Source organism: Synechococcus sp. C9, assembly GCF_022984075.1.
In the GTDB taxonomy this organism is placed as follows: Bacteria; Cyanobacteriota; Cyanobacteriia; order Gloeomargaritales; family Gloeomargaritaceae; genus Gloeomargarita.
In genome coordinates this window covers 108,051-127,910 of record NZ_JALAAD010000001.1, presented here as the reverse complement: position 1 = coordinate 127,910, position 19,860 = coordinate 108,051, and the positions used below count along the sequence as shown (strand labels likewise).

Here is a 19,860-nt window from a genome sequence, read left to right as displayed (position 1 = left end):
TATTCATGAGTCGGGGAACATTGTTTGATAAGGTCTGGGAACGGCATCAGGTGGCAGTTTTGCCGGGGGGACAAACCCAATTGTTTATCGGTCTGCACCTGATCCATGAGGTGACCAGCCCCCAAGCCTTTGCCATGTTGCGGGAACGGGGGTTATCGGTACTGTTTCCTGAACGCACGGTGGCGACGGTGGATCACATTGTCCCGACGGAAAACCAGCAACGCCCGTTTCTGGATAGCTTGGCGGAAGAAATGATTCAAACCCTGGAACGAAATTGCAAAGATTTTGGCATTAAATTGTACAACATTGGCTCCGGGAATCAGGGGATTGTCCATGTGATTGCGCCGGAATTGGGGTTGACGCAACCGGGGATGACCATCGCCTGTGGGGATAGCCATACTTCGACGCATGGGGCGTTTGGGGCGATTGCCTTTGGGATTGGCACGTCCCAGGTGCGGGATGTGTTGGCGACCCAGACCTTGGCGATTTCCCGGTTAAAGGTGCGGAAGATTCAGGTGGACGGGGATTTAGCCCCTGGGGTTTACGCCAAAGATGTGATTTTGCATATCATTCGCAGTCTGGGGGTGCAGGCGGGGGTGGGGTATGCCTATGAGTACACGGGCAGTACAATTCATGGACTAAATATGGAAGAACGCATGACGGTCTGCAATATGTCCATCGAAGGGGGTGCCCGCTGTGGTTATGTGAACCCGGATCAGGTGACCTACGACTATCTGCGGGAACGTCCCCATGCGCCCCAGGATTGGGAACGGGCGGTGTCCCTGTGGCAGGGTTTGGCGAGTGACCCGGATGCCACCTACGACGATACGGTGACGTTTAACGCCGCAGAGATTGCCCCGACGGTGACCTGGGGGATTACGCCGGGACAGGGCATCGGGGTGGATGAACGGGTGCCCCATTTAACGGATTTGCCCCCGAAGGAGCGGGATTTAGCCGCCGAAGCCTATCAGTACATGGGGGTGACGCCGGGGGAACCGATTGCCGGGATGCCGGTGGAGGTGTGTTTTATCGGCAGTTGTACCAACGGGCGCATTACGGATTTGCGGGAGGCGGCGCGGGTAGCCCAGGGGCGGCGGGTGGTGCCGGGGGTGAAAGCCTTTGTGGTGCCCGGTTCGGAGGCGGTGAAACGGCAGGCGGAACAGGAGGGGCTGCATGAGGTGTTTCTGGCGGCTGGGTTTGAGTGGCGGTCGCCGGGGTGTTCCATGTGTTTGGCGATGAACCCGGACAAGTTGCAGGGGCGGCAGGTGAGTGCTTCCTCTTCCAACCGCAATTTCAAGGGGCGGCAGGGTTCGGCGGCGGGGCGTACCCTGTTGATGAGTCCGGCGATGGTGGCGGCGGCGGCGGTCACGGGGCGGGTGACGGATGTGCGGGAGTTGTTGTAATTTTTGCACCGCTAACATCTACAATCAACTAAGACGTTATACGCCACAAATGATCCCAGACCAATTTCTCCTTTATTTGCCATCTCATACAAGGTCTTTCGCCGAGGCAGTTGCTACTAATGAAGGTGACTGGATCATAAAAGGTTTTATTGATGTATATTGGCGCATCTATAGAACCCATTTGACATCTTATAGAATATAGAGAAATTGCATGGACTCAGTGGAGATAGTATGGCGTATTCCAGCGACCTTAGTGATGCAGAATGGGAGATTGTTGAACCGCTATTATTGGAATTACTACCTAAGAAGAAAAAACTCGTCCCCCCAAATGGACAAATAGACAAATCATGAATGGCATTTTGTATCAACTCAAAAATGGTTGTAATTGGTGCGACTTACCCCCTTATTCAACTGTTTACTGGCACTATAAACAATGGCGAGCCGCTGGCGTATTGACCGAGTTGATGCACCGATTGCACCAACAGGTACAGTCTATTTGTCAATTAAAGGATACAAAAAGTCTTGATTATTCTAAAACCTCAGCATGATTGACCTACGGCAAACGGGGTTCAACTGTATCCCATAACTACTTAAAAGACTGTAAAAAAAAATCCCAATGGACAACCCTAATCATCGTTGACTCCCAAGCGGTAAAAAATACTTGTAATGCGAGTATTGATGCTAAAGGATATTGTTTTTATAAAGCCACTCATGGTATCAAGCGACATCTGGCTGTCGATACCCTTGGGTTTCCTTTTTTCACTCATTGTACGCCTGCCAATGTACCGGATGATGTGGGATTAGTGGAAATGTTGACCCTAAATATGGATTATTTCAGGGCTAAGCCGGTGACGATTCCCAAAATTACGATTTTGTTAGACCGGGGGTATCATATTAACTTTTTAATCAAAAATTGGGGCAGATTTATCCACAAATTATGACCAAAATCCGCTTTGAAATGTCAACGAAGCCGTCAAAACAAAAGAAATCAGGCTTTGTGCCCGTGACAGCTAGGTGGGTGATTGAGCGATCCCATGCTTGGATGGAGCGGTGCAAGAGTCTGGTCAAGAACTTTGAACGAACTCTGACCCATGCCGTCACTAAATTTATTCGCCTTATGTTGAAGCGTCTCGCATCTCCTCCTTGAAATCTCAAATGGGTTCTATATAGCAATCCTGCTTGATTAACAAACAGCAATTCTCCAGAACCAAATACGGGGACGGTGCCCCTGCGACCCCTGTTCCACTCTCAATTAGGATTGCCATAGCTTCAGTCTCTGGTTGACCTCGGTGATTTTGACTTCTATTCCAGTCTCCTGCTCTGCCATCTTGGACTAAATCTGGACTACTTTTCAGTCCACCATAGCCGATTCTTGCGCCTTCTAGCCCCTATTTTTGGTGAAGTGGTCTCTGAATAACGATGTACTTTACGAGTACATAGGTAAGGCTAAGAGTCTTATGATGATGGGGTTATAAGGAAATGGCTCAGGCGTGATTTGAACACGCGACCAAGGGCTTATGAGTCCCCTGCTCTACCGCTGAGCTACTGAGCCACACGCACAGATTCCTATATTAGCTTAACCTTGGGCGGCGGTGACACCCACGGGACAAGCAATTCCCGTACCCCCCAAACCGCAGTAGCCCCCCGGATTTTTCGCTAGATATTGCTGGTGGTAGGCTTCGGCGTAGTAAAACTCCGGGGCATCCAAAATTTCCGTGGTGATGGCACCATACCCAGCGGCACTGAGTACCTTTTGGTAAGCATCCCGAGATTGTTCTGCCAATTCCCTCTGCTGGGGAGAGTACACATAAATACCCGAACGGTATTGCGTTCCCACATCATTACCTTGGCGCATCCCCTGGGTGGGATTGTGGCTTTCCCAGAAGGTTTTGAGCAAATCGCTGTAACTGACCTGTTGGGGGTCAAAGACCACCCGCACCACCTCATTGTGCCCCGTCATCCCCGTACACACTTCCTGATAGGTGGGATTAGGCGTAAACCCAGCGGCATAGCCCACCGCCGTACTGTACACCCCCGGCATTTGCCAAAACTTCCGCTCCGCTCCCCAAAAACAGCCCATGCCAAACATCGCCAATTCCATTCCCTCAGGAAACGGTGGGGTCAACCGAGAACCATTTACATAATGGTTTTCCGGCACGGGCATGGGGGTAGGACGACCGGGTAAAGCCTCCTCCGGCTGAGGGAGCATCACTTTTTTACCAAAGCCAAAAATCGCCATGAGGTGTCCTGATCTCACTACTTTAGATTATGTTCACGCTAAAGCCTTAGTTTTCATGGAATAGGGGACTCCCCACTGCGAGAATCCCCCAGCTCAAAACTACATCAACCCCAAAAAGTGCAGTACACCTTTACCACTAATGGCTTCCACAATCAAAGCGGAAACAAAGCCCAGCATCGCCAAACGACCATTCCAGTTTTCGGCACCGGCGGTAAAACCCCAACTCCAAACATTGCGATCTTGATTGTCCATGATTGACTCCTGCTTGACCCATCACTAAATCCCTATACCCATAATGTAACTAAAATTTTACATTTCCGCAACATTGCTTCAAAGATTCAAATCCGTAGCGACCCGATGGGCGCAGGCAAAGCCGGAAAAAGCCACCGCATTCAGACCTTGACCGGGAAAGGTACTGTCCCCCACGCAGTACAATCCTGGAACACTGGTGCGATTAAACGGCATGGTGAGCAGTCCGGGGAGAGGTCGCCGGGGCATGGGACCATAGGAACCGTCCATCCGTCCTAAAAACCGCCGGTGGGTGCGGGGGGTGCCCACTTCCATGTAGTCCAAATCTTGATCCAGCCGGGGGAATAATTTCATTAACCGAGTAATGATTTGCCCCGCCATTGCCTCTTTTTTTTGCTCATATTCCGTAGGAGGCAACTGTTCCCAATCCGTCAACCAACAGGGGGTAAACGCATGAATGATGTGGTATCCTTCCGGGGCTAAATCCGGGTCAAGTAAGGTGGGAATGGAAACAAAAAGGGTTTGGTAGGGGGCTTCCATCTGCGCCCAATCCTCTAATAAAACATGATGGCAATCGGTATTTTCAGGAATGGCTGACGCTCGTACTCCTAAATGTAAACTGAGGAAACTTGGGGAGGGTTGATACCATTGGCGCCAGCGCTGTTCAGAGCGGGGAATATCTGATAATAAATTGCCAAAGGTATCCCAACGGGTGGCATTGGAAATGACCCGTTTGCCTCGATAGGTTTGCCCGGTCGCTAATTCCACCCCCACCGCTTTTCCCTGTTCAATAAGGATGCGGGTTACCCGACTTTTGTAGTGGATTTCACCGCCGTACTTTTGCAGACCAGCGACTAATTTTTGGGCAATTTGTCCCACCCCGCCTTTGGGATAATTAATCCCCCCGTAATGCCGGTCGGAAAACACCATTCCCGCATTGATCATCGGGGTTTGATTAGCGGGAACCACCGACCAGATGTAGCATTCTAAATCAATAAATTTGAGTAATTCCGGGTCACGGATATATTTGCGGGCGATGGTTCCCACATTCCAGGGTAAATAGGCGGCAAGTCCCAAACAAGCTAAGGGATTTTGGGTAAAAACCCGCAGGAGATACCGGGGTTCTTCCAGGGATAAAAGTTCTATAGAGTTCAGGTATCGAAACACCCGCCAACATTCATCATAAAAGCGGCGAATCCCTTGCTTTTCCTGGGGAAAAATCTGGGTTAATTCTTGGATAAATTGCTCATAATCCCGATGCACCCGCACCTCTTGATGACCTGGCAAATGGTAATGGACTTGCACCGGATCGGGGATGGTTTCTAACTTTTGATCCACAGCGGCGAGGGCACGGGTGAGAAGATTGGTCGTCCCCTGGGTGCCAAACCCAAAAATCATGGAAGCGCCCACATCAAACCGATAGCCCGACCGCTCGAAATAACCTGCACTCCCCCCAGGAATCAAATATTTTTCCAACACCAAAACCTTGGCACCCCGCCGGGCGAGTTGGCTGGCGGTTACCAGTCCGCCGATGCCTGCCCCAATCACAATCGCATCCCAATCGGTCACTTTGGTTTTCCCTTGACTCGGCTCTTTTAGTGTACTTCGCCCGGATTACACTGGAGGCAAAGGATGGGGGATTCACCATGCACACCCGGGTCTGGAGTGCCGCCCTGCTGGGTATTCAAGCGGTGAAAGTCGGCGTGGAGGTGGACATTGCCGGGGGACTGCCGGGACTGGTGGTCGTCGGTCTGCCGGACAGTGCGGTGCAGGAATCCCGGGAGCGGGTGCGGGTGGCGTTGAAAAATTCCGGGTTTGCCATGCCCCAGCGGAAGGTGGTGGTGAATCTCACCCCAGCGGATTTACGCAAGGAGGGACCGGGGTTTGACCTGCCCATTGCCGTAGCGATTTTGCTGGCTTCCGAACAGGTGCCTGCGGAGGGGGTGGAGACAACTTTGTTTCTGGGGGAATTGTCCCTGGATGGTGCCCTGCGGGGGGTGGCGGGGGTGCTACCAATGGCAGCAACGGCGGAGAAATTGGGCATTACTCGGCTGATTGTACCTGCGGCGAATGTGCGGGAAGCGGCTCTGATCCAAGGGTTACGGGTGTATGGGTGCGCCCATCTGCGGGAGGTGGCGGCATTGCTCCAAGCCCCGGAACGCTTTACCCCTGCCCAAGTGGACCCATTGCAGGAATTGCATCAGCAGGCGGGGCACATGGAACTGGATTTGCGGGATGTGAAGGGGCAACATTTGGCTCGACGGGCGTTGGAAATTGCCGCCGCCGGGGGACATAACCTGTTGCTGGTGGGACCGCCGGGGAGTGGCAAAACCATGCTGGCACGGCGGTTACCTGGGATTTTGCCCACCATGACCCTGCAGGAAGCCCTGGAGGTCACGCAGATTTATTCCGTCGCCGGTTTACTGCCGGAACGGGGGGCGTTGGTGAATCAGCGTCCCTTTCGTAGCCCGCACCACTCCGCCTCTGGTCCTGCCTTGGTGGGAGGGGGCAGTATTCCCAAACCGGGGGAGGTGTCCCTGGCGCATCACGGAATTTTGTACTGCGATGAACTGACGGAATTTAAGCGGGATGTGCTGGAATTTCTGCGCCAACCCCTGGAGGATGGACTGGTCACGGTCTCCCGGGCACGGCAGACGGTCACGTTTCCGGCTCGCTTTACCCTGGTAGCTTCCACCAACCCCTGCGCCTGCGGTTACTATGGGGATTCGGTGCAGGCTTGTGTCTGTACACCACATCAACGTCAGCAGTACTGGGGCAAATTGTCGGGGCCCCTGTTGGACCGGATTGATTTGCAGGTGCAGGTGGGTCGGCTCAAACCGGAAGAAATGGTACAACAACCCACGGGGGAAGATTCAGCGACCGTGCGAGAACGGGTGCAAAACGCCCGTCAATTGGCGAGGGAACGATTTGCTCAAACATTACACATTCAGCACAATGCCCAGATGCAGTCCGCCCAGATTCGCCAGTGGTGTCAATTGTCCCCGGAAAACCGCAGTAAATTGGAAATGGTAATTCGCAGGCTGGGATTGTCGGTGCGGGGGATGGACCGGTTACTGAAAGTCGCCCGTACCATTGCGGATTTGCGAGGGCAGACCAGCCCCTACTTGGATTGGGAAGATATTAAAGAAGCGGTGCAGTATCGCTCCCTGGAACGCCTAACCGGATTGCAGTAATTTAGAGTAATTTTTTTAACCGGGCGATTTGGGCAGGGCTAAACCCGGCGCGCACCAGGTCATCCATCCCAGCGGCTTGCCCATACCAGGGGTCAAGGGTCAAGGCACGTCGAAACACCGTTTGCGCCTGGGACATTTGGTTTTGCCCCAGATAGCTGACCGCTTGGGCGAGCAAAGGATGGGGGTTGCGGGGTTCCCATTTTTGGGCTTGGGTTTGGGCGGCAATGGCTTCGGCGTAGCGTCCCTGCCGGTCTAAACTTAACCCTAGATTGTAATAGGCGGTGCCATTTTGGGGGTCGAGTTGAATGACCCGGCGGGTGCTGGCTTCCGCTTTTTGGGGTTGATTGAGGAACAAATACACCACCCCCAGGGCATTGTGGGCTTCCACATTTTTGGGGTCAAGGGTGAGGGCATGGTTGAGCCACTGTGCCCCCAAGGCGGAATTGCCACTGCGATGTTCGGCCCAGCCCCGCATCACCCAACCGGGGGCGTGTTTCGGTGCCAAAGCCGTTGCCCGTGCCTGCGCTTGAGCGGCATCCGCCCAGCGTCCCAAGCGTCCCAGAGCGACCCCCATGCCCCGCCATGCCCCAGCCAAATTGGGGTTAATTTTGAGGGCTTCTTGAAATTCCTGCAGGGCTTTGGTGTTTTCGTTGCGGCTGAGGGACTGAGTCGCCTGTTGAAATTTGATCTGGGCTTCCGGGTTGCCCGGTTGCGCTGGCGTGGGTTGCCCCCAAAGCACCACAGTCACCAACAATCCTGTCCAAACAACCAGACGCATCCTAATCAACGTGAGATTACAATATGTTTCTAATATACACACATGGTTGGGGAAAAAATACGGGTATCCCCCTAGGGTAATTTCACCTGTATTGTGAGTAAAAAAATTTATGCTTGGAGCGTTGAGGGTCACCGAGCCTAGCCCCGTTTTGGTTCTAAGCCACCTGGTTATTCACATAAAAAGCCCTGGTGGGGAATTTACTTTTCCCCGTAGTAAAAGGCAATTTCCTTCGGTTTGAGGGGTGCAAAATCTGCCGCCACTAGTTTTTCATTTAATGTCTCTAAGGGCAAATGTTTGGCACCGATGCGAACAATGCGAGAACGCATGGTATTGGTCACACCACTGCGCTGACGGTTGGCTTCCAAGGCCATCACCTCATGGTAAAGTGCCAGGCGTGACGCAGGGATGGGGGTGCCATCCAAGTCAATGCCCTGGGCAATGGCTACATCCACCGCATCGGCACCAAGGGTTTCAGGAATCATGGTTTTTTAGGTAACTCTGCTTTTAGAATAGTCAACGATGAGCCGGGGATCAAGAAAAATGACTTCAGGATACCTGTATGGGTTATTTTTTGTACTTATGTAGCCATCTCAGATTATCTATGCGGTGCTTTGGATATAAAAATAACTGAGCCGTTCTGTAAGTAGAATAATTTCACAGGACACCTCTATTTATTTGCACTCATTGAAGGTTATCTCGCTGGAATGCCCATACTATCGAGAACCAAAGAGGGGATGGTGCCCCTGCGACCTAATTTTTAGAAGTGCCCTTGCAAAAATCAAAGATCGCAGGGTACGGCTCTCCTTCTCAATAGCCTGCGTAACCTAGCCATTTATGGGGTCATGCCAGGAACGTAAATTTCTGCCCATGCCAATCAAGATGTCCTTAACCAAATCCTAACCTTTTGATTACATATTGTTGATTTTGGGGGAGTAAAGTGACAGGTATCAAGCCTCGGTAGGGGGTACGCCATGACCGTGACCATGCGGGGGGATTCCGGCGTTTTTGCCCTGGAAACGAGTTGGCGGGAGCTGGTGGGTTCTGCGTTGGAACTGACCGGCAGGGTGCGGCACGGGCGTTTTTTTCCCCGCAATGAGCTGTTGCCCCTGGAGGGGGATGGGTTGTGGCAGGTGAGCCAGGGGGTGGTGCAGTTGAGCACCGCTCAGAGCAATGGGGATGAGGTGTTGGTGGGGTTGGCGGGGCCGGGGATGCCTTTGGGAATGCCCTTGACCGGGTTGGTGTCCTACCAAGCGCGGGCGTTGACGGATGTGTACTGCCTGTGGCTGAGTTTGACGGAATTAGAGCGTTCGAGTGCATTGGCGCAGGCGTTGTTTTTCCCATTGATGCGGCGGTTGCGGCAAACTGAGGCGTTGTTGGCAATTACGGCGGGGCAACGACGGGTGGAGGATCGGTTGCGGCATTTGCTGTTGCTGTTGGCGCAGGAGGTGGGGGAACCGGTGCCCCGGGGGGTGCGCTTGCAGGTGCGGCTGACCCACCAGAGTTTGGCGAATGCGATTGGCACCAGTCGGGTAACCTGTACCCGGTTGTTGGGGCGGTTTCACACCTGGGGCTGGGTGGACTGGGGCACGGACCGGCATCTGTTGGTCACCCATGCCATGCCCAGTGCTAGGGAGGAGCGGCTCCCAAGCTAGGATAGGATAAAGGTCTGGCATTCGAGGCGATATGAGGGCAAAAGACAGCGTCCGACCCCACCGTTGGTTCTCGGCGGCGGTACTCAGTCTGGCACTGACGACGGCGACACCGGGGCTGGCACAGGTGCGGCAACCGGCGGATTTGAGCTTGAGCTATACGGAATTGCTACAAAAAATTCAGCAGAACCAGGTATCGGAAATTGCCATCAACCGGCAAAACCAGGTGGCACGGGTGCGCTTGAAAGACCGTCCCGCCAATGAGCCGCCCCTGGAGGTGCAGTTGTTTGAGCAAAACCCGGAACTCCTGCGCCAGATTCGTCAGGCCAAGGTCAAATTAACCGTGCTGGATCAGCCCAACAATCAGGCGGTGATGGGGTTGCTGGCGAATCTGCTGTTGGGTTTGGTGCTGTTGCTGTTGCTGATTGCCCTGTTGCGGCGGTTGAGTAATGCGCCGGGGGGGCCGGGGCAAGCCCTGAGTTTTGGGCAGTCCCGGGCCCGGTTCCAGGTGGCCGCTAAAACTGGGGTCAAGTTTGACGATGTGGCGGGGATTGAGGAAGCCAAGGAAGAGTTGCAGGAGGTGGTGACCTTCCTCAAGTATCCAGAGCGGTTTACGGCGATTGGGGCTCGAATTCCCCGGGGGGTGTTGTTGGTGGGGCCGCCGGGGACGGGGAAAACCCTGTTGGCCAAGGCGATTGCGGGGGAGGCGGGGGTGCCATTTTTGAGTATTTCCGGTTCGGAGTTTGTGGAATTGTTTGTGGGGGTGGGGGCGTCCCGGGTGCGGGATTTGTTCCGCAAAGCCAAAGAACAGGCACCCTGTATTGTATTTATTGATGAAATTGATGCGGTGGGTCGCCAGCGGGGGGTAGGCATCGGCGGCGGCAATGATGAGCGGGAGCAAACCCTCAACCAACTTTTGACGGAAATGGACGGGTTTGAGGGGAATACGGGGGTGATCGTGATTGCGGCCACCAATCGCCCGGATGTGTTGGATGGGGCACTCCTGCGCCCAGGGCGGTTTGACCGGCAGGTGATGGTGGATTTGCCCACCTTTCAGGGGCGGTTGGGAATTTTGCGGGTACACGCCCGGGACAAAAAATTGGCACCGGAGGTCTCGCTGGAAACGGTGGCTCGCCGCACGCCGGGGTTTTCCGGGGCCGCCTTGGCGAATTTGCTCAACGAAGCGGCTATTCTCACGGCCCGTCGCCGCAAGGAAGCCATGACGCCAGCGGAAATTGAAGATGCCATTGACCGGGTGACGATTGGCCTGACGCTCAATCCCCTGCTGGACAGCAAAAAAAAGCGTTTGATCGCCTACCACGAAATCGGCCATGCCCTGCTGATTGCGCTTCTGCCGGACACGGACCCGCTCAATAAAGTGACGATTATTCCCCGCTCCGGGGGGATTGGCGGTTTTAGCCAGCAGATTTTTAATGAAGAACGGGTGGACAGCGGTCTCTACACCCGCAGTTGGATGGAGAACCAGATCATTGCTACCCTGGGGGGGCGGGCCGCCGAAGCGGAGGTATTTGGGGACAGTGAAATCACCGTGGGTGCCAGTAATGACCTCCAAATGGTCACGGGATTGGCGCGGGAAATGGTCACCCGTTACGGGATGTCCGAGTTGGGATTGGTGAGTTTGGAGGAGACAACCGAGTGGTGGCAACGCCCTACCTATTCCGATGAACTGGCGAATCAGGTGGATCATTTGGTGCGTACCATGACTGAGCGAGCCTATCAGGAAGCCCGCCGCCTACTGCGTGCCCACCGCCCCCTGATGGACCAGTTGGTAGAGCGTTTATTAGAACAGGAAACCATCGAAGGGGAAGAATTTTATGCCCTGGTGCGTCACTACACCAATCAAAGCCTACCGGTGGGGTGAATGAAAAAATGCAAAGGGAATCGAGTGCAAAAAGCCCCCCACCATCCCTGGTAGAGGGCAACACACTGGAGGTTAAAACTGCCAAATTTAACGTTGACCGCCGGTGGCATCCAACACGGGGGCATTCTGGCTCACTGGTTGCCCCGGAACCGCACTGCGGGGGCCAGGGTTGGTCGGCACCGGGGTGTAGTTGAAGGTGGCGGCATCGTTATCGTTGACAATCTGCGGGGTGAGTACCACGATTACCTCGTTGCGCTGATTAATTTTACTGGTGGAGCGGAATAGGGCACCCAGGATAGGAATATCGCCCAAAATCGGCACTTTGGATGCCTGCACCCGGTCGCTGTCCTGGATCACACCGCTCAAGACCAGGGGTTGTCCATCCCGCAACCGCACCCGCCCCGTAGTCACCCGGCGCCGGGACAACAGGGTAATGGTGTTAACCGCATTCCCTTGACCCACTGGCCCCGGGGTGGTGAGCGTAAAGGTTCCAGAGGGGGCACTCAAATCGGGGCTTGCCGATAGGGTAATAAACCCGTTGTCATCAATCCGCTCCACATTGATAGATAGGAGTAAGCCCGCCGGATCACGCTCCACCGTGATGGTAGGCGGCTGTCCCTCAGTGGCAGAGGGGGTCACCCGCACATTCGTCACCACCTCCGCTGTCAATTGCACCGTCGCCAGTTCCCCCTCCTGGATCAACAGGGTAGGGTCGGTGAGGACTTTGGCATTGTTTTGGGCGATCTGGGCTTGCAATGCGGCAAAGAAGGTCTGGCTAAACGGCTGGGGTTGGGAAGGTGTGCCGATGCCAGGCGGAAATCCCCCTGGAATTAAACTCCCAACGCCGGTTAGGGGACTGGCACCAAAATTGATCACGGCTGCCCCATTGTCAAACCGGAAGAAGGTTTGGTTGGCACCAAAGGAGAAGCTGAACCCCTGCGCCTGGGTATTGTTCAACACCACATCAATCACCTTCACATTCACCATTGCCTGCCGTTTCCGCACATCCAACTGCGCCGCCGTCGCACTGGCGATTTCCACCAAGCGGGCTGGCCCAGTCAGAGTGACAGCATTGGTACGGGCATCCACCACCGCCCGCAGTCCCGTTAAGACCGCATTGGAAATCCCTGCCGGAGCCGCAATTCGTTCCACCCGCACCTGCTCCTGGGGAAAACTCTGCACCACTGGCGGCGAACCGGGGGAAGCCACCACTTGGTTGGTCACCAACACGGTTTCCACAATCGTCCGATAGACCTCGGCACCTTGGGAGGCTAAATGAGCCGCTACCCCCGCCGCTTGGGCTTGGTTGATCCGGAGGGTACGGCTGATCACATTGTCCGCTTCAGCAGGCAAGTTCCGCCCCACAAACAGGGTATTGCCCACCCGATTCGCCCGCAGACGTGCCACCCGCAGGACGTAGTTCAACACATTTTGGGCGGCCTCGTTTTCAATATCCAGAGAAACAGTGGTTTGCCCAATTTCCCGTTCCACTGTGGCTTCACCCTTGGTCTGCAACCGGAACCCGCCCGTGATTTCCTGCAACTCGGTTTCCCGCACCGTCGTTTTTTCCGTATCCGGTACATAGACCAGGTTCATCCCCGCCGCCCGCGCCAACAGGGTCAGGACTTCCCGCACCGGCGCATCCCGCAGTACCAACCGGGGAATCCGGGTCGCACCCTTCGGACCCAGGTCAATGATTTCGGCAGACACATTCACCTGTCCGACGGCAATATCCCCCACTGGCGGGGCAACCGCCCGCGGCAAGACCGGAGGCACAGGGTTCGGCCCCTGGGGTAAATTGGGGGGAATCGTCCGGGGGGAACCCGTCCCTGGCCGGGGGGTGGGGTCGGTGGCTTCCGCCTGGGCTACGGTGGGATTGGCTTGGGCCACCCGCTGGGGTTCAATCAAAAAACTCACCTGGTCATCCGTGCGTTGCCCGATGCGACCGGCCAGATTTTTACCACTCCCGGCCACCGTCACCCGCACACCCCCATCACTCAGGGGAGCTACCCGCACCGAGTCAATCCCAGGGATAGGACGCTCCTGTTGAAAATTCCCCTGGGGCAGTTGCAGTTGGGCGTTGGGAATTTCCGCCACCCAGGTATTGCCCTGGCGACTCCCCAAAACCTGCATCTGCTTGCCCCCTTGGGTTTTCAAGACGATGGCAAGGTTGTTCCCCACCGGCTTGAGTTCCACATCGGTAATTTTGGCCGTACCCGCCAGGGCAGGTTGGGCAAGCACCACCAGGGCGGCACCCAGCCCTAAAGATGTACCTGGTAACCATTGACGCATATTGTTCACTCCTCCAGTCACGTGATGTTGGGGTTGATGCTGTTGCCGGTGGTTGCACCGGAACATTACTGCGATTTTTGCTGGGTGGCCGGGGTTTTGCCCTTGGCATCCTTGGGTTGGCTGGCTTGCTTGCGGGCGGCCAGTTCCTCCGGTGTGAGGGGCACAAAGGCTTCCAGCGTGAATTTAGTGGTCAGACGGGGGGTTTCCCCATCTTCACTGCGAGATGTGGGAGCAGACATGGAAAACTTGGTGATATTCAGCAATAACCGCAGGCGTTCGATATTCCGCAGGACGGCTATGGTCTGGGGATAGGTACCTTGAAATTCCACGTCGTAGGTGACTTTTTTCAGCAACCCCATCGTCTGCTCCGCCGGAGCCTTGGCCTGGGTGGGTTTTTTCTGCTCCGTGCCGGGGGTTTGCTCGTCCACCTGCCCCGCAGTCGCCACCGCACCGGGTTTGAAGGAGCGCAGGTTGGCACCGCTGTCTCTGATTTGCTGATCAATCATCAACAGGGCAACTTGCAAGTCCTGCTGGTTCCCAAAAATGGTTTCCAACTTCGCCCGTTGCTCTTCCGCCTGCTTCAGTTCTGCTTCCACCTTGTCTCGGTCCCGCAGGGCGGCCTCTTTCTGGCGGATTTCGTTGTTAATCGCCTCCACTTCGCTCTGGAGTTGCGCCACCTGCAAGGAGGTAGGCTGTACCTGGGTGAAATAGATGGCCGCCGCCCCGCCGATTCCTACCACCCCGGCCAGGAGACCGTAGAGGAGAAACGGACTCATGCCAAGAATTTTTTGGGAACCAGCCACCTTGGGTTGGTCAAACGCACCGCTGAGGGTCATTGTCCTGCCTCCTTCTCCTGGGGTTCATCCTTGGTCGCCGGGGGGGTCGTGGGTCGCTCTTTCAATATCCCCAATTCCCGCAAAATCTCAATCCGGGTCTCCAAGCCCACCGCCCCGGTACGCTTCAGGTTGGCTAAATTTTCCGACAGTTTTTTATCCGTAGCCAGGGTCACCTGTACCTCGTACTGTACCAGGGGCTGGGTGTCCTGTTCCCCCGTGATCGCCGCCCGTTTAGAATCGAGCAACCGGGGGTCGCTGGGGGGTGTGCCCTTGAGAAATGGCGACCGCGCCAACACCAGCAGAAAATCATTCACCGTGCTGAATTCATTGGCCTGCCCAGTGATTTTCAAATTACTGCCCGACTGGTCAACCTTGCCCAACTGAATCCCCGGCAGGGTACGGTTGCCCAAATCCTGCACCACCGCCGACCAAGGGGTAACCCGTTCCACCACATTGGCGAGTTCCTCAGTTTCCTTGCGGATTTGTGCCACCCGCTCCTTGAGCTTGTCCAGTTCCGCCAACTGCTGCCGCAGGGGATTCAACCGGGCTTCCCCCTGCACCTTCTCCTGTTCCAAGGCTTGCTTCCGCATTGCCGTAAAACCCCACAACCCCCCGGCACCGACCAGGGCAATCACCCCCACCGCAATCCCCAACACCAAAGGAAGGGGGCTGTCCTCCTCCTCCGTATAGGGTTGCCCCTGGGGCGCCCGATCCCGTAAAAAGTTAATCTCTACCCCATACATAACCGTTAGGCCTCCCGTAATGCCAGTCCAAGTACCACCCCCAAACCGGAGCGCTGTTCCTGGGGAATATCCTGGGAGAGTTCCAGGTTGAGGCTCCGTACCGGGTCAACACAACTGGCGGCAATCCCCAGCCGATTGCTCATGTATTCGTCCAGTCCGCCCATGCCTGCCCCCGGCCCGGCCAACAAAATCTGCACCACCTCCACCGAATCCGGCTGATCCCGATAGAAATCAATCGAGCGGCGCAGTTCATCCCCCAATTCCTGCAGTACCCGGATCAGAGCCACCCCCGGACGGTTGGTGGGCGCAGTGGCATCCCCCTCCTCCGGCACCGTCATGGTTTGCGCCCAATTGGGATTGCGACTCACGGGCATACTCGCCGCCCGACTCACCGCATTTTGCATCTCCAGCACCCCGATGGGCACATCCCGGGTAAAGTGGGGAATCCCATCCACCACAATGCTGATCTCCGTGTTGTCATAGCCAATATCCACCACCGCCGCCGCTTCCCTGTCCGTAAAGGTCTGGCGCAGTTGCTCCCGCAGGGTACGCAGAAGGGCAAAACTGCTAATTTCCACACTGCGAGGGGTTAAACCCGCCTTTTGGGCCATTTCAATGTAACTGTCCGTAGTCTCCTTACGGGTGGCGGCCAACAGCACCTCAATCTGCTCCTGGTCGTCGTCACCCCGGGACAGCCCCAATTTTTGAAAATCTAAATCCGCCTCCTCCCGGGGGTAGGGCAGGAACAAGGCCGCCTGCTCATTTTCCACGTTCTCCCGCAATTCCGCATCATCCAACTCCGCCGGGAGCTTCACCAACCGGGTCACCGCCCGATGGGAAGGAATCGCCAACGCCGCCCGCTTGGCCTTGATTTTATGCTCCTGCATTAAATTTTTGATCAGCTCTGCGACCCCATCCCGGTCAAGGATTTGACCATCCTCCACCAAACCCTCTGGCATCTCCGCCGAGGCCAGGGCGACCAATCTAAGATTCTGCTTCTTTTTTTGAATCTGGGCAACCTGCAACCGCATGGGGGTCAATTCTATCCCCACCCCCTGGGCACCCCCTTGAAAAAACCCTGTCATAAGCCTCAGCCTTAGGTATCGTTAATAATTTAACATCCACGCTGTGTGAGGTTAGGAACCTAGGGCATTGTGCTACCGCCCACATTTGCACTGCCCACCGGATAGCGTACAGGCAATAGGTAATGGTCTAAATTTTAGGAACGACTGAAATTAGCTTTATTATTACACCAAACGTGCGGATGCTGTAAAGCCCCCCGCCCGGGATTTAACGGCGTGACCATGCCCGCCCCCCCCACCAGAGCAGTCCTGCCAAGGCCAAACCCAGCCCCAGCCACCCACTGCCCCCGGTTTGGAGGCCACTCCCCAGCCACACCACCGGTGCCACCCCCACCACCGTTCCCGGCACCAAAGTTAAAAGATAATCCCGCCAGGAGATGCCCACCAGCCCCGCCCCGTAGTTCACCAAGCCGTAGGGGAAAATCGGCAGGAGGCGTACCCAAAAGAGCACCCACCCCCCCCGCCGGTGCAAATGCTTTTGTAAACGACCCCAGTGCCGTCCCAACCGCCGTTTTACCCAACCCTGCCCCACCCCCCGTGCCAGGGCAAACCCCACCACCGCCGCCAACATAGCCCCCACCACGCTCCAGAGCAATCCCCAGCCCGGCCCAAACAGCAACCCAGCGGTCAGATTCAAGGGTGTGGTCGGCAACAGGGCTAAGGTCGTGACCAGGTACACGAGGATATACAGCCCCGCCCCCCAGGTTCCCGTTTGCTCAACCCAGTGGGTCAGATGCTCGGTTAGATTCCCGACCATTTCATCTTGAAAATAAAAATAATTGTGTCATTCTGTTGCCGTTGGATTTGATTGTAGAGAAACCATGCCCTCGTTTTCCCTACCAGCGGACTGGCCAACCACCATCCCCGCCGCCCAAGCCCTGCAAGCCCAGTTAGCAACCCAGGTGCAAACCATTGACGACCTGCCCCCCATTCACTATGTCGCTGGGGTGGATGTGGGCTTGATTGAGGGCAATCGGGTGGCTCGGGCGGCGATTGCGGTTCTGAGTTACCCGGAGTTGCGCCTGCACGACCAAAGCGTTGCCTACCTGCCCGTCACCTTTCCCTATGTCCCCGGTTTGCTCTCCTTTCGGGAAATCCCCGTGCTCCTGCACGCCCTCAACCAACTACACCACCTGCCAGATTTGCTCCTGTGTGACGGGCAGGGACTGGCGCATCCCCGCCGCTGTGGCATTGCCTGCCATTTGGGATTATTAACCGGCATTCCCACCATTGGGGTCGCCAAATCCCGTCTGGTCGGCCACCATGCCCCTGTAGGAGAAAACCGGGGCGACTGGCAACCCTTGCGGGATAAAAACGAAACTATCGGCGCCGCCCTGCGTACCCGTCCCGGCACCAACCTACTCTACATTTCCCCCGGTCACCGGGTCAGCTTAGAAACGAGCCTCGCCTATGTTTTGAATTGCACCCGCCGTTACCGCCTGCCGGAAACCACCCGCTGGGCCCATAAACTCGCCTCCCAACGCCCCCACTCCGCCAGAAAATAAAGTTTTGTAACAAAAATAGCGTCAAACCAGCATACCAGCTTGACGGTGGGGGGAACGGTTGATTACAGTAGGGTCACCCGGGTATGAGTTCCCTATGTCAGACAAACACAAGGTTACGATTTATCTATCTCCAGAGTTGCACCGCCAATTAAAGATTCGGTCGGCGGTGGAGTCGGAACCCATGTCGGCGATGGTGGAGCAAGCGGTGGCGTTTTATCTCTCCCATCCCCAGGTGGTGGCAGGGCAATGTGGTCACACCCATGTGGTGCATCACTGTCCCGAGTGTGAAACAGCGGTGGTGTTGCGTGAAGGGCAGTTAGTCTCTTTGCGGGATGCTACGGAGGCGGTTTTACCCGACCCGGTGCCGAATTTTGCCCCCCGTGAAGTGTTGATTCCCTGTTAAGTTCGCTCGTGCGAGGCTGGTGTCATGTCCGATGAGTTGGTCACATTAATTAAGGCGCAGTACCCGTTGATCTACGTGGTCACCCCGGAGGAGGAGCGGGCGGAGCAATGGATTGTGCAATCCGCTCAGGAATCCCGGGTGGCGCCCCGAGTCTTTACCTGGACGGTGACCCACGGACTGTTGGAGTACGGGCATCCCCGCAACCACAGCCAGCACCACAACACGGTTTCCCCGGAGACGGCGTTGGACTGGGTGATTCGGCACAAGGAGCCTGGGGTCTTTATTTTCAAGGACTTGCACCCGTTTACGGACTCCCCGGCGGTGAATCGTTGGTTGCGGGATGCGGTGGCGAGTTTCCGGGGCACCCGCAAGACGATTATTTTGCTCTCGCCGGTGTTGCAGGTGCCGGTGGAGTTGGAAAAAGAGGTGGTGGTGTTGGATTTTGCCCTACCTTCGGCGGCACAGCTGGGGGAAGTTTTGAATCAGCAGTTGGCGCAGGTGAAGCAGACCCGCTTGGAGCGCAGTGTGCGGGAAAAATTGATTGCCGCCGCCCAAGGGTTAACTCAGGATGAGGCGGAAAAGGTCTTTCGCAAGGCGCAGGTGCTCTCCGGGCGGTTGACGGAGGCGGAAGTGGCGGTGGTGACTGCGGAGAAAAAGCAACTCATCCGGCGCAATGGCATTTTGGAGTACATCGAGGAGGAAGCCACCCTGGAGCAGGTGGGGGGGTTGGAGGAGTTGAAACGCTGGTTGCGGCAACGTTCCCAGGCGTTTACGGAGCGGGCGCGGCAGTACGGATTGCCCCAGCCGAAGGGGATGTTGATCCTGGGGGTGCCGGGGTGTGGGAAATCCCTGATTGCCAAAACCACGTCCCGGTTGTGGGAGTTGCCCCTGTTGCGGTTGGATATGGGGCGGATTTATGACGGTTCGACGGTGGGGCGGTCGGAGGCGAATTTACGCAGTGCCCTGAAGACGGCGGAGTCCATTGCCCCGGTGATTTTATTTATTGATGAATTGGACAAGGCGTTTGCCGGGTCGGCGGGGTCGGCGGATAGTGATGGGGGTACGTCTTCCCGGATTTTTGGCAGTTTCTTGACCTGGATGCAGGATAAAACCTCGCCGGTGTTTGTGATGGCGACGGCGAACCGGGTGGACAAATTGCCGGGGGAATTTCTGCGGAAAGGTCGGTTTGATGAAATTTTCTTTGTGGATTTGCCCAACCTAGAGGAACGGCGGGAAATTTTCCGCATCCATTTGACCCGCCGTCGTCCTGACATTGACCGGTTTGATTTGGAGCAATTGGCGAAGGTTTCCGATGGGTTTTCCGGGGCGGAGATTGAGCAGGCGGTGATTGCGGCGATGTACGATGCCTTTGCCCAAGACCGGGAATTTACCCAGTTGGACATTATTGCGGCGGTGAAGGCGACCCTACCCTTGTCCCGGACGATGACGGAGCAGGTGACGGCTCTGCGGGATTGGGCGAAACAGCGGGCGCGGCCGGCGGCGGCTTCAGTGGCTGAATATCAGCGGCTGGAGTTTTAACAGGCTTTTGACCTCACCGGGTCAGAAGGCTCGTTTCTAACGAGCAGTTCATCTCAAACCAAGACA

At 55.9% G+C, this 19,860-nt stretch carries 16 protein-coding genes, 1 tRNA gene and 2 pseudogenes; 8 read left to right on the top strand and 11 right to left on the bottom strand.

What is annotated here, in order from left to right; translation table 11 throughout:
• Positions 1–5: 5 nt before the first annotated feature.
• Positions 6–1,403, top strand: a complete 1,398-nt coding sequence (leuC, locus tag MLD66_RS00635; RefSeq protein WP_247215022.1) for a 3-isopropylmalate dehydratase large subunit — start codon at positions 6–8, stop codon at positions 1,401–1,403.
• A 620-nt stretch (positions 1,404–2,023) separates the two neighbouring features.
• Positions 2,024–2,344: pseudogene (locus tag MLD66_RS00630) on the top strand (transposase); the annotation flags it as partial.
• Positions 2,345–2,883: 539 nt separating this feature from the next.
• Here the strand turns inward: MLD66_RS00630 and MLD66_RS00620 are convergent.
• The 4 genes and pseudogenes from MLD66_RS00620 to crtH all read right to left on the bottom strand — a co-directional run bounded on the left by MLD66_RS00620 (position 2,884) and on the right by crtH (position 5,460).
• Positions 2,884–2,955, bottom strand: a tRNA-Met gene (locus MLD66_RS00620).
• 24 nt (positions 2,956–2,979) lie between these two features.
• Complete coding sequence (msrA, locus tag MLD66_RS00615; protein WP_247215021.1) at positions 2,980–3,642, bottom strand: peptide-methionine (S)-S-oxide reductase MsrA; 663 nt, start codon at positions 3,640–3,642, stop codon at positions 2,980–2,982.
• A gap of 99 nt (positions 3,643–3,741) precedes the next feature.
• A pseudogene (locus tag MLD66_RS00610) lies at positions 3,742–3,885 on the bottom strand (high light inducible protein); the annotation flags it as partial.
• Between the two features lie 87 nt (positions 3,886–3,972).
• Positions 3,973–5,460 carry a carotenoid isomerase gene (crtH, locus tag MLD66_RS00605; RefSeq protein ID WP_247215020.1) on the bottom strand — a complete coding sequence of 496 codons (1,488 nt, stop codon included), beginning with the start codon at positions 5,458–5,460 and terminating at the stop codon, positions 3,973–3,975.
• Positions 5,461–5,537: 77 nt separating this feature from the next.
• Between crtH and MLD66_RS00600 the strand changes: the two genes are divergently transcribed.
• On the top strand, positions 5,538–7,085 hold the full coding sequence (locus MLD66_RS00600; RefSeq protein WP_247215019.1) for a YifB family Mg chelatase-like AAA ATPase: 1,548 nt from the start codon (positions 5,538–5,540) through the stop codon (positions 7,083–7,085).
• Position 7,086: 1 nt separating this feature from the next.
• Here MLD66_RS00600 and MLD66_RS00595 read toward each other — a convergent pair whose 3' ends face one another.
• Both MLD66_RS00595 and MLD66_RS00590 read right to left on the bottom strand, forming a co-directional pair.
• Positions 7,087–7,863 carry a tetratricopeptide repeat protein gene (locus tag MLD66_RS00595; RefSeq protein ID WP_247215018.1) on the bottom strand — a complete coding sequence of 259 codons (777 nt, stop codon included), beginning with the start codon at positions 7,861–7,863 and terminating at the stop codon, positions 7,087–7,089.
• Between the two features lie 197 nt (positions 7,864–8,060).
• Complete coding sequence (locus MLD66_RS00590; protein ID WP_247215017.1) at positions 8,061–8,345, bottom strand: DUF4090 family protein; 285 nt, start codon at positions 8,343–8,345, stop codon at positions 8,061–8,063.
• A 489-nt stretch (positions 8,346–8,834) separates the two neighbouring features.
• Here MLD66_RS00590 and MLD66_RS00585 point away from each other — a divergent pair, with 489 nt between their 5' ends.
• Positions 8,835–9,515 carry a Crp/Fnr family transcriptional regulator gene (locus MLD66_RS00585; protein ID WP_247215016.1) on the top strand — a complete coding sequence of 227 codons (681 nt, stop codon included), beginning with the start codon at positions 8,835–8,837 and terminating at the stop codon, positions 9,513–9,515.
• A 31-nt stretch (positions 9,516–9,546) separates the two neighbouring features.
• On the top strand, positions 9,547–11,394 hold the full coding sequence (gene ftsH, locus MLD66_RS00580) for an ATP-dependent zinc metalloprotease FtsH (protein ID WP_247215015.1): 1,848 nt from the start codon (positions 9,547–9,549) through the stop codon (positions 11,392–11,394).
• An 87-nt stretch (positions 11,395–11,481) separates the two neighbouring features.
• On the opposite strand, the gene MLD66_RS00575 is transcribed toward ftsH, so the two are convergent.
• The 5 genes from MLD66_RS00575 to MLD66_RS00555 all read right to left on the bottom strand — a co-directional run bounded on the left by MLD66_RS00575 (position 11,482) and on the right by MLD66_RS00555 (position 17,104).
• Complete coding sequence (locus MLD66_RS00575) at positions 11,482–13,686, bottom strand: AMIN domain-containing protein (protein WP_247215014.1); 2,205 nt, start codon at positions 13,684–13,686, stop codon at positions 11,482–11,484.
• A gap of 65 nt (positions 13,687–13,751) precedes the next feature.
• Positions 13,752–14,522: a hypothetical protein gene (locus MLD66_RS00570; RefSeq protein WP_247215013.1), complete on the bottom strand. Its 771-nt coding sequence runs from the start codon at positions 14,520–14,522 to the stop codon at positions 13,752–13,754.
• Positions 14,519–15,265, bottom strand: a complete 747-nt coding sequence (locus tag MLD66_RS00565; protein ID WP_247215012.1) for a PilN domain-containing protein — start codon at positions 15,263–15,265, stop codon at positions 14,519–14,521. The genes MLD66_RS00570 and MLD66_RS00565 overlap by 4 nt, the downstream gene beginning before the upstream one ends.
• A gap of 5 nt (positions 15,266–15,270) precedes the next feature.
• Positions 15,271–16,350 carry a type IV pilus assembly protein PilM gene (pilM, locus tag MLD66_RS00560; protein WP_247215011.1) on the bottom strand — a complete coding sequence of 360 codons (1,080 nt, stop codon included), beginning with the start codon at positions 16,348–16,350 and terminating at the stop codon, positions 15,271–15,273.
• Between the two features lie 205 nt (positions 16,351–16,555).
• Positions 16,556–17,104, bottom strand: a complete 549-nt coding sequence (locus MLD66_RS00555) for a TVP38/TMEM64 family protein (RefSeq protein WP_247215010.1) — start codon at positions 17,102–17,104, stop codon at positions 16,556–16,558.
• A gap of 64 nt (positions 17,105–17,168) precedes the next feature.
• Here MLD66_RS00555 and nfi point away from each other — a divergent pair, with 64 nt between their 5' ends.
• The 3 genes from nfi (at position 17,169) to MLD66_RS00540 (ending at position 19,794) form a co-directional block, all read left to right on the top strand.
• A complete protein-coding gene (gene nfi, locus MLD66_RS00550; RefSeq protein ID WP_247215009.1) occupies positions 17,169–17,852 on the top strand; it encodes a deoxyribonuclease V in 684 nt (227 codons plus the stop codon).
• A gap of 94 nt (positions 17,853–17,946) precedes the next feature.
• Complete coding sequence (locus MLD66_RS00545; protein WP_247215008.1) at positions 17,947–18,255, top strand: hypothetical protein; 309 nt, start codon at positions 17,947–17,949, stop codon at positions 18,253–18,255.
• Positions 18,256–18,279: 24 nt separating this feature from the next.
• Positions 18,280–19,794 carry an AAA family ATPase gene (locus MLD66_RS00540; protein WP_247215007.1) on the top strand — a complete coding sequence of 505 codons (1,515 nt, stop codon included), beginning with the start codon at positions 18,280–18,282 and terminating at the stop codon, positions 19,792–19,794.
• Positions 19,795–19,860 lie beyond the last annotated feature (66 nt).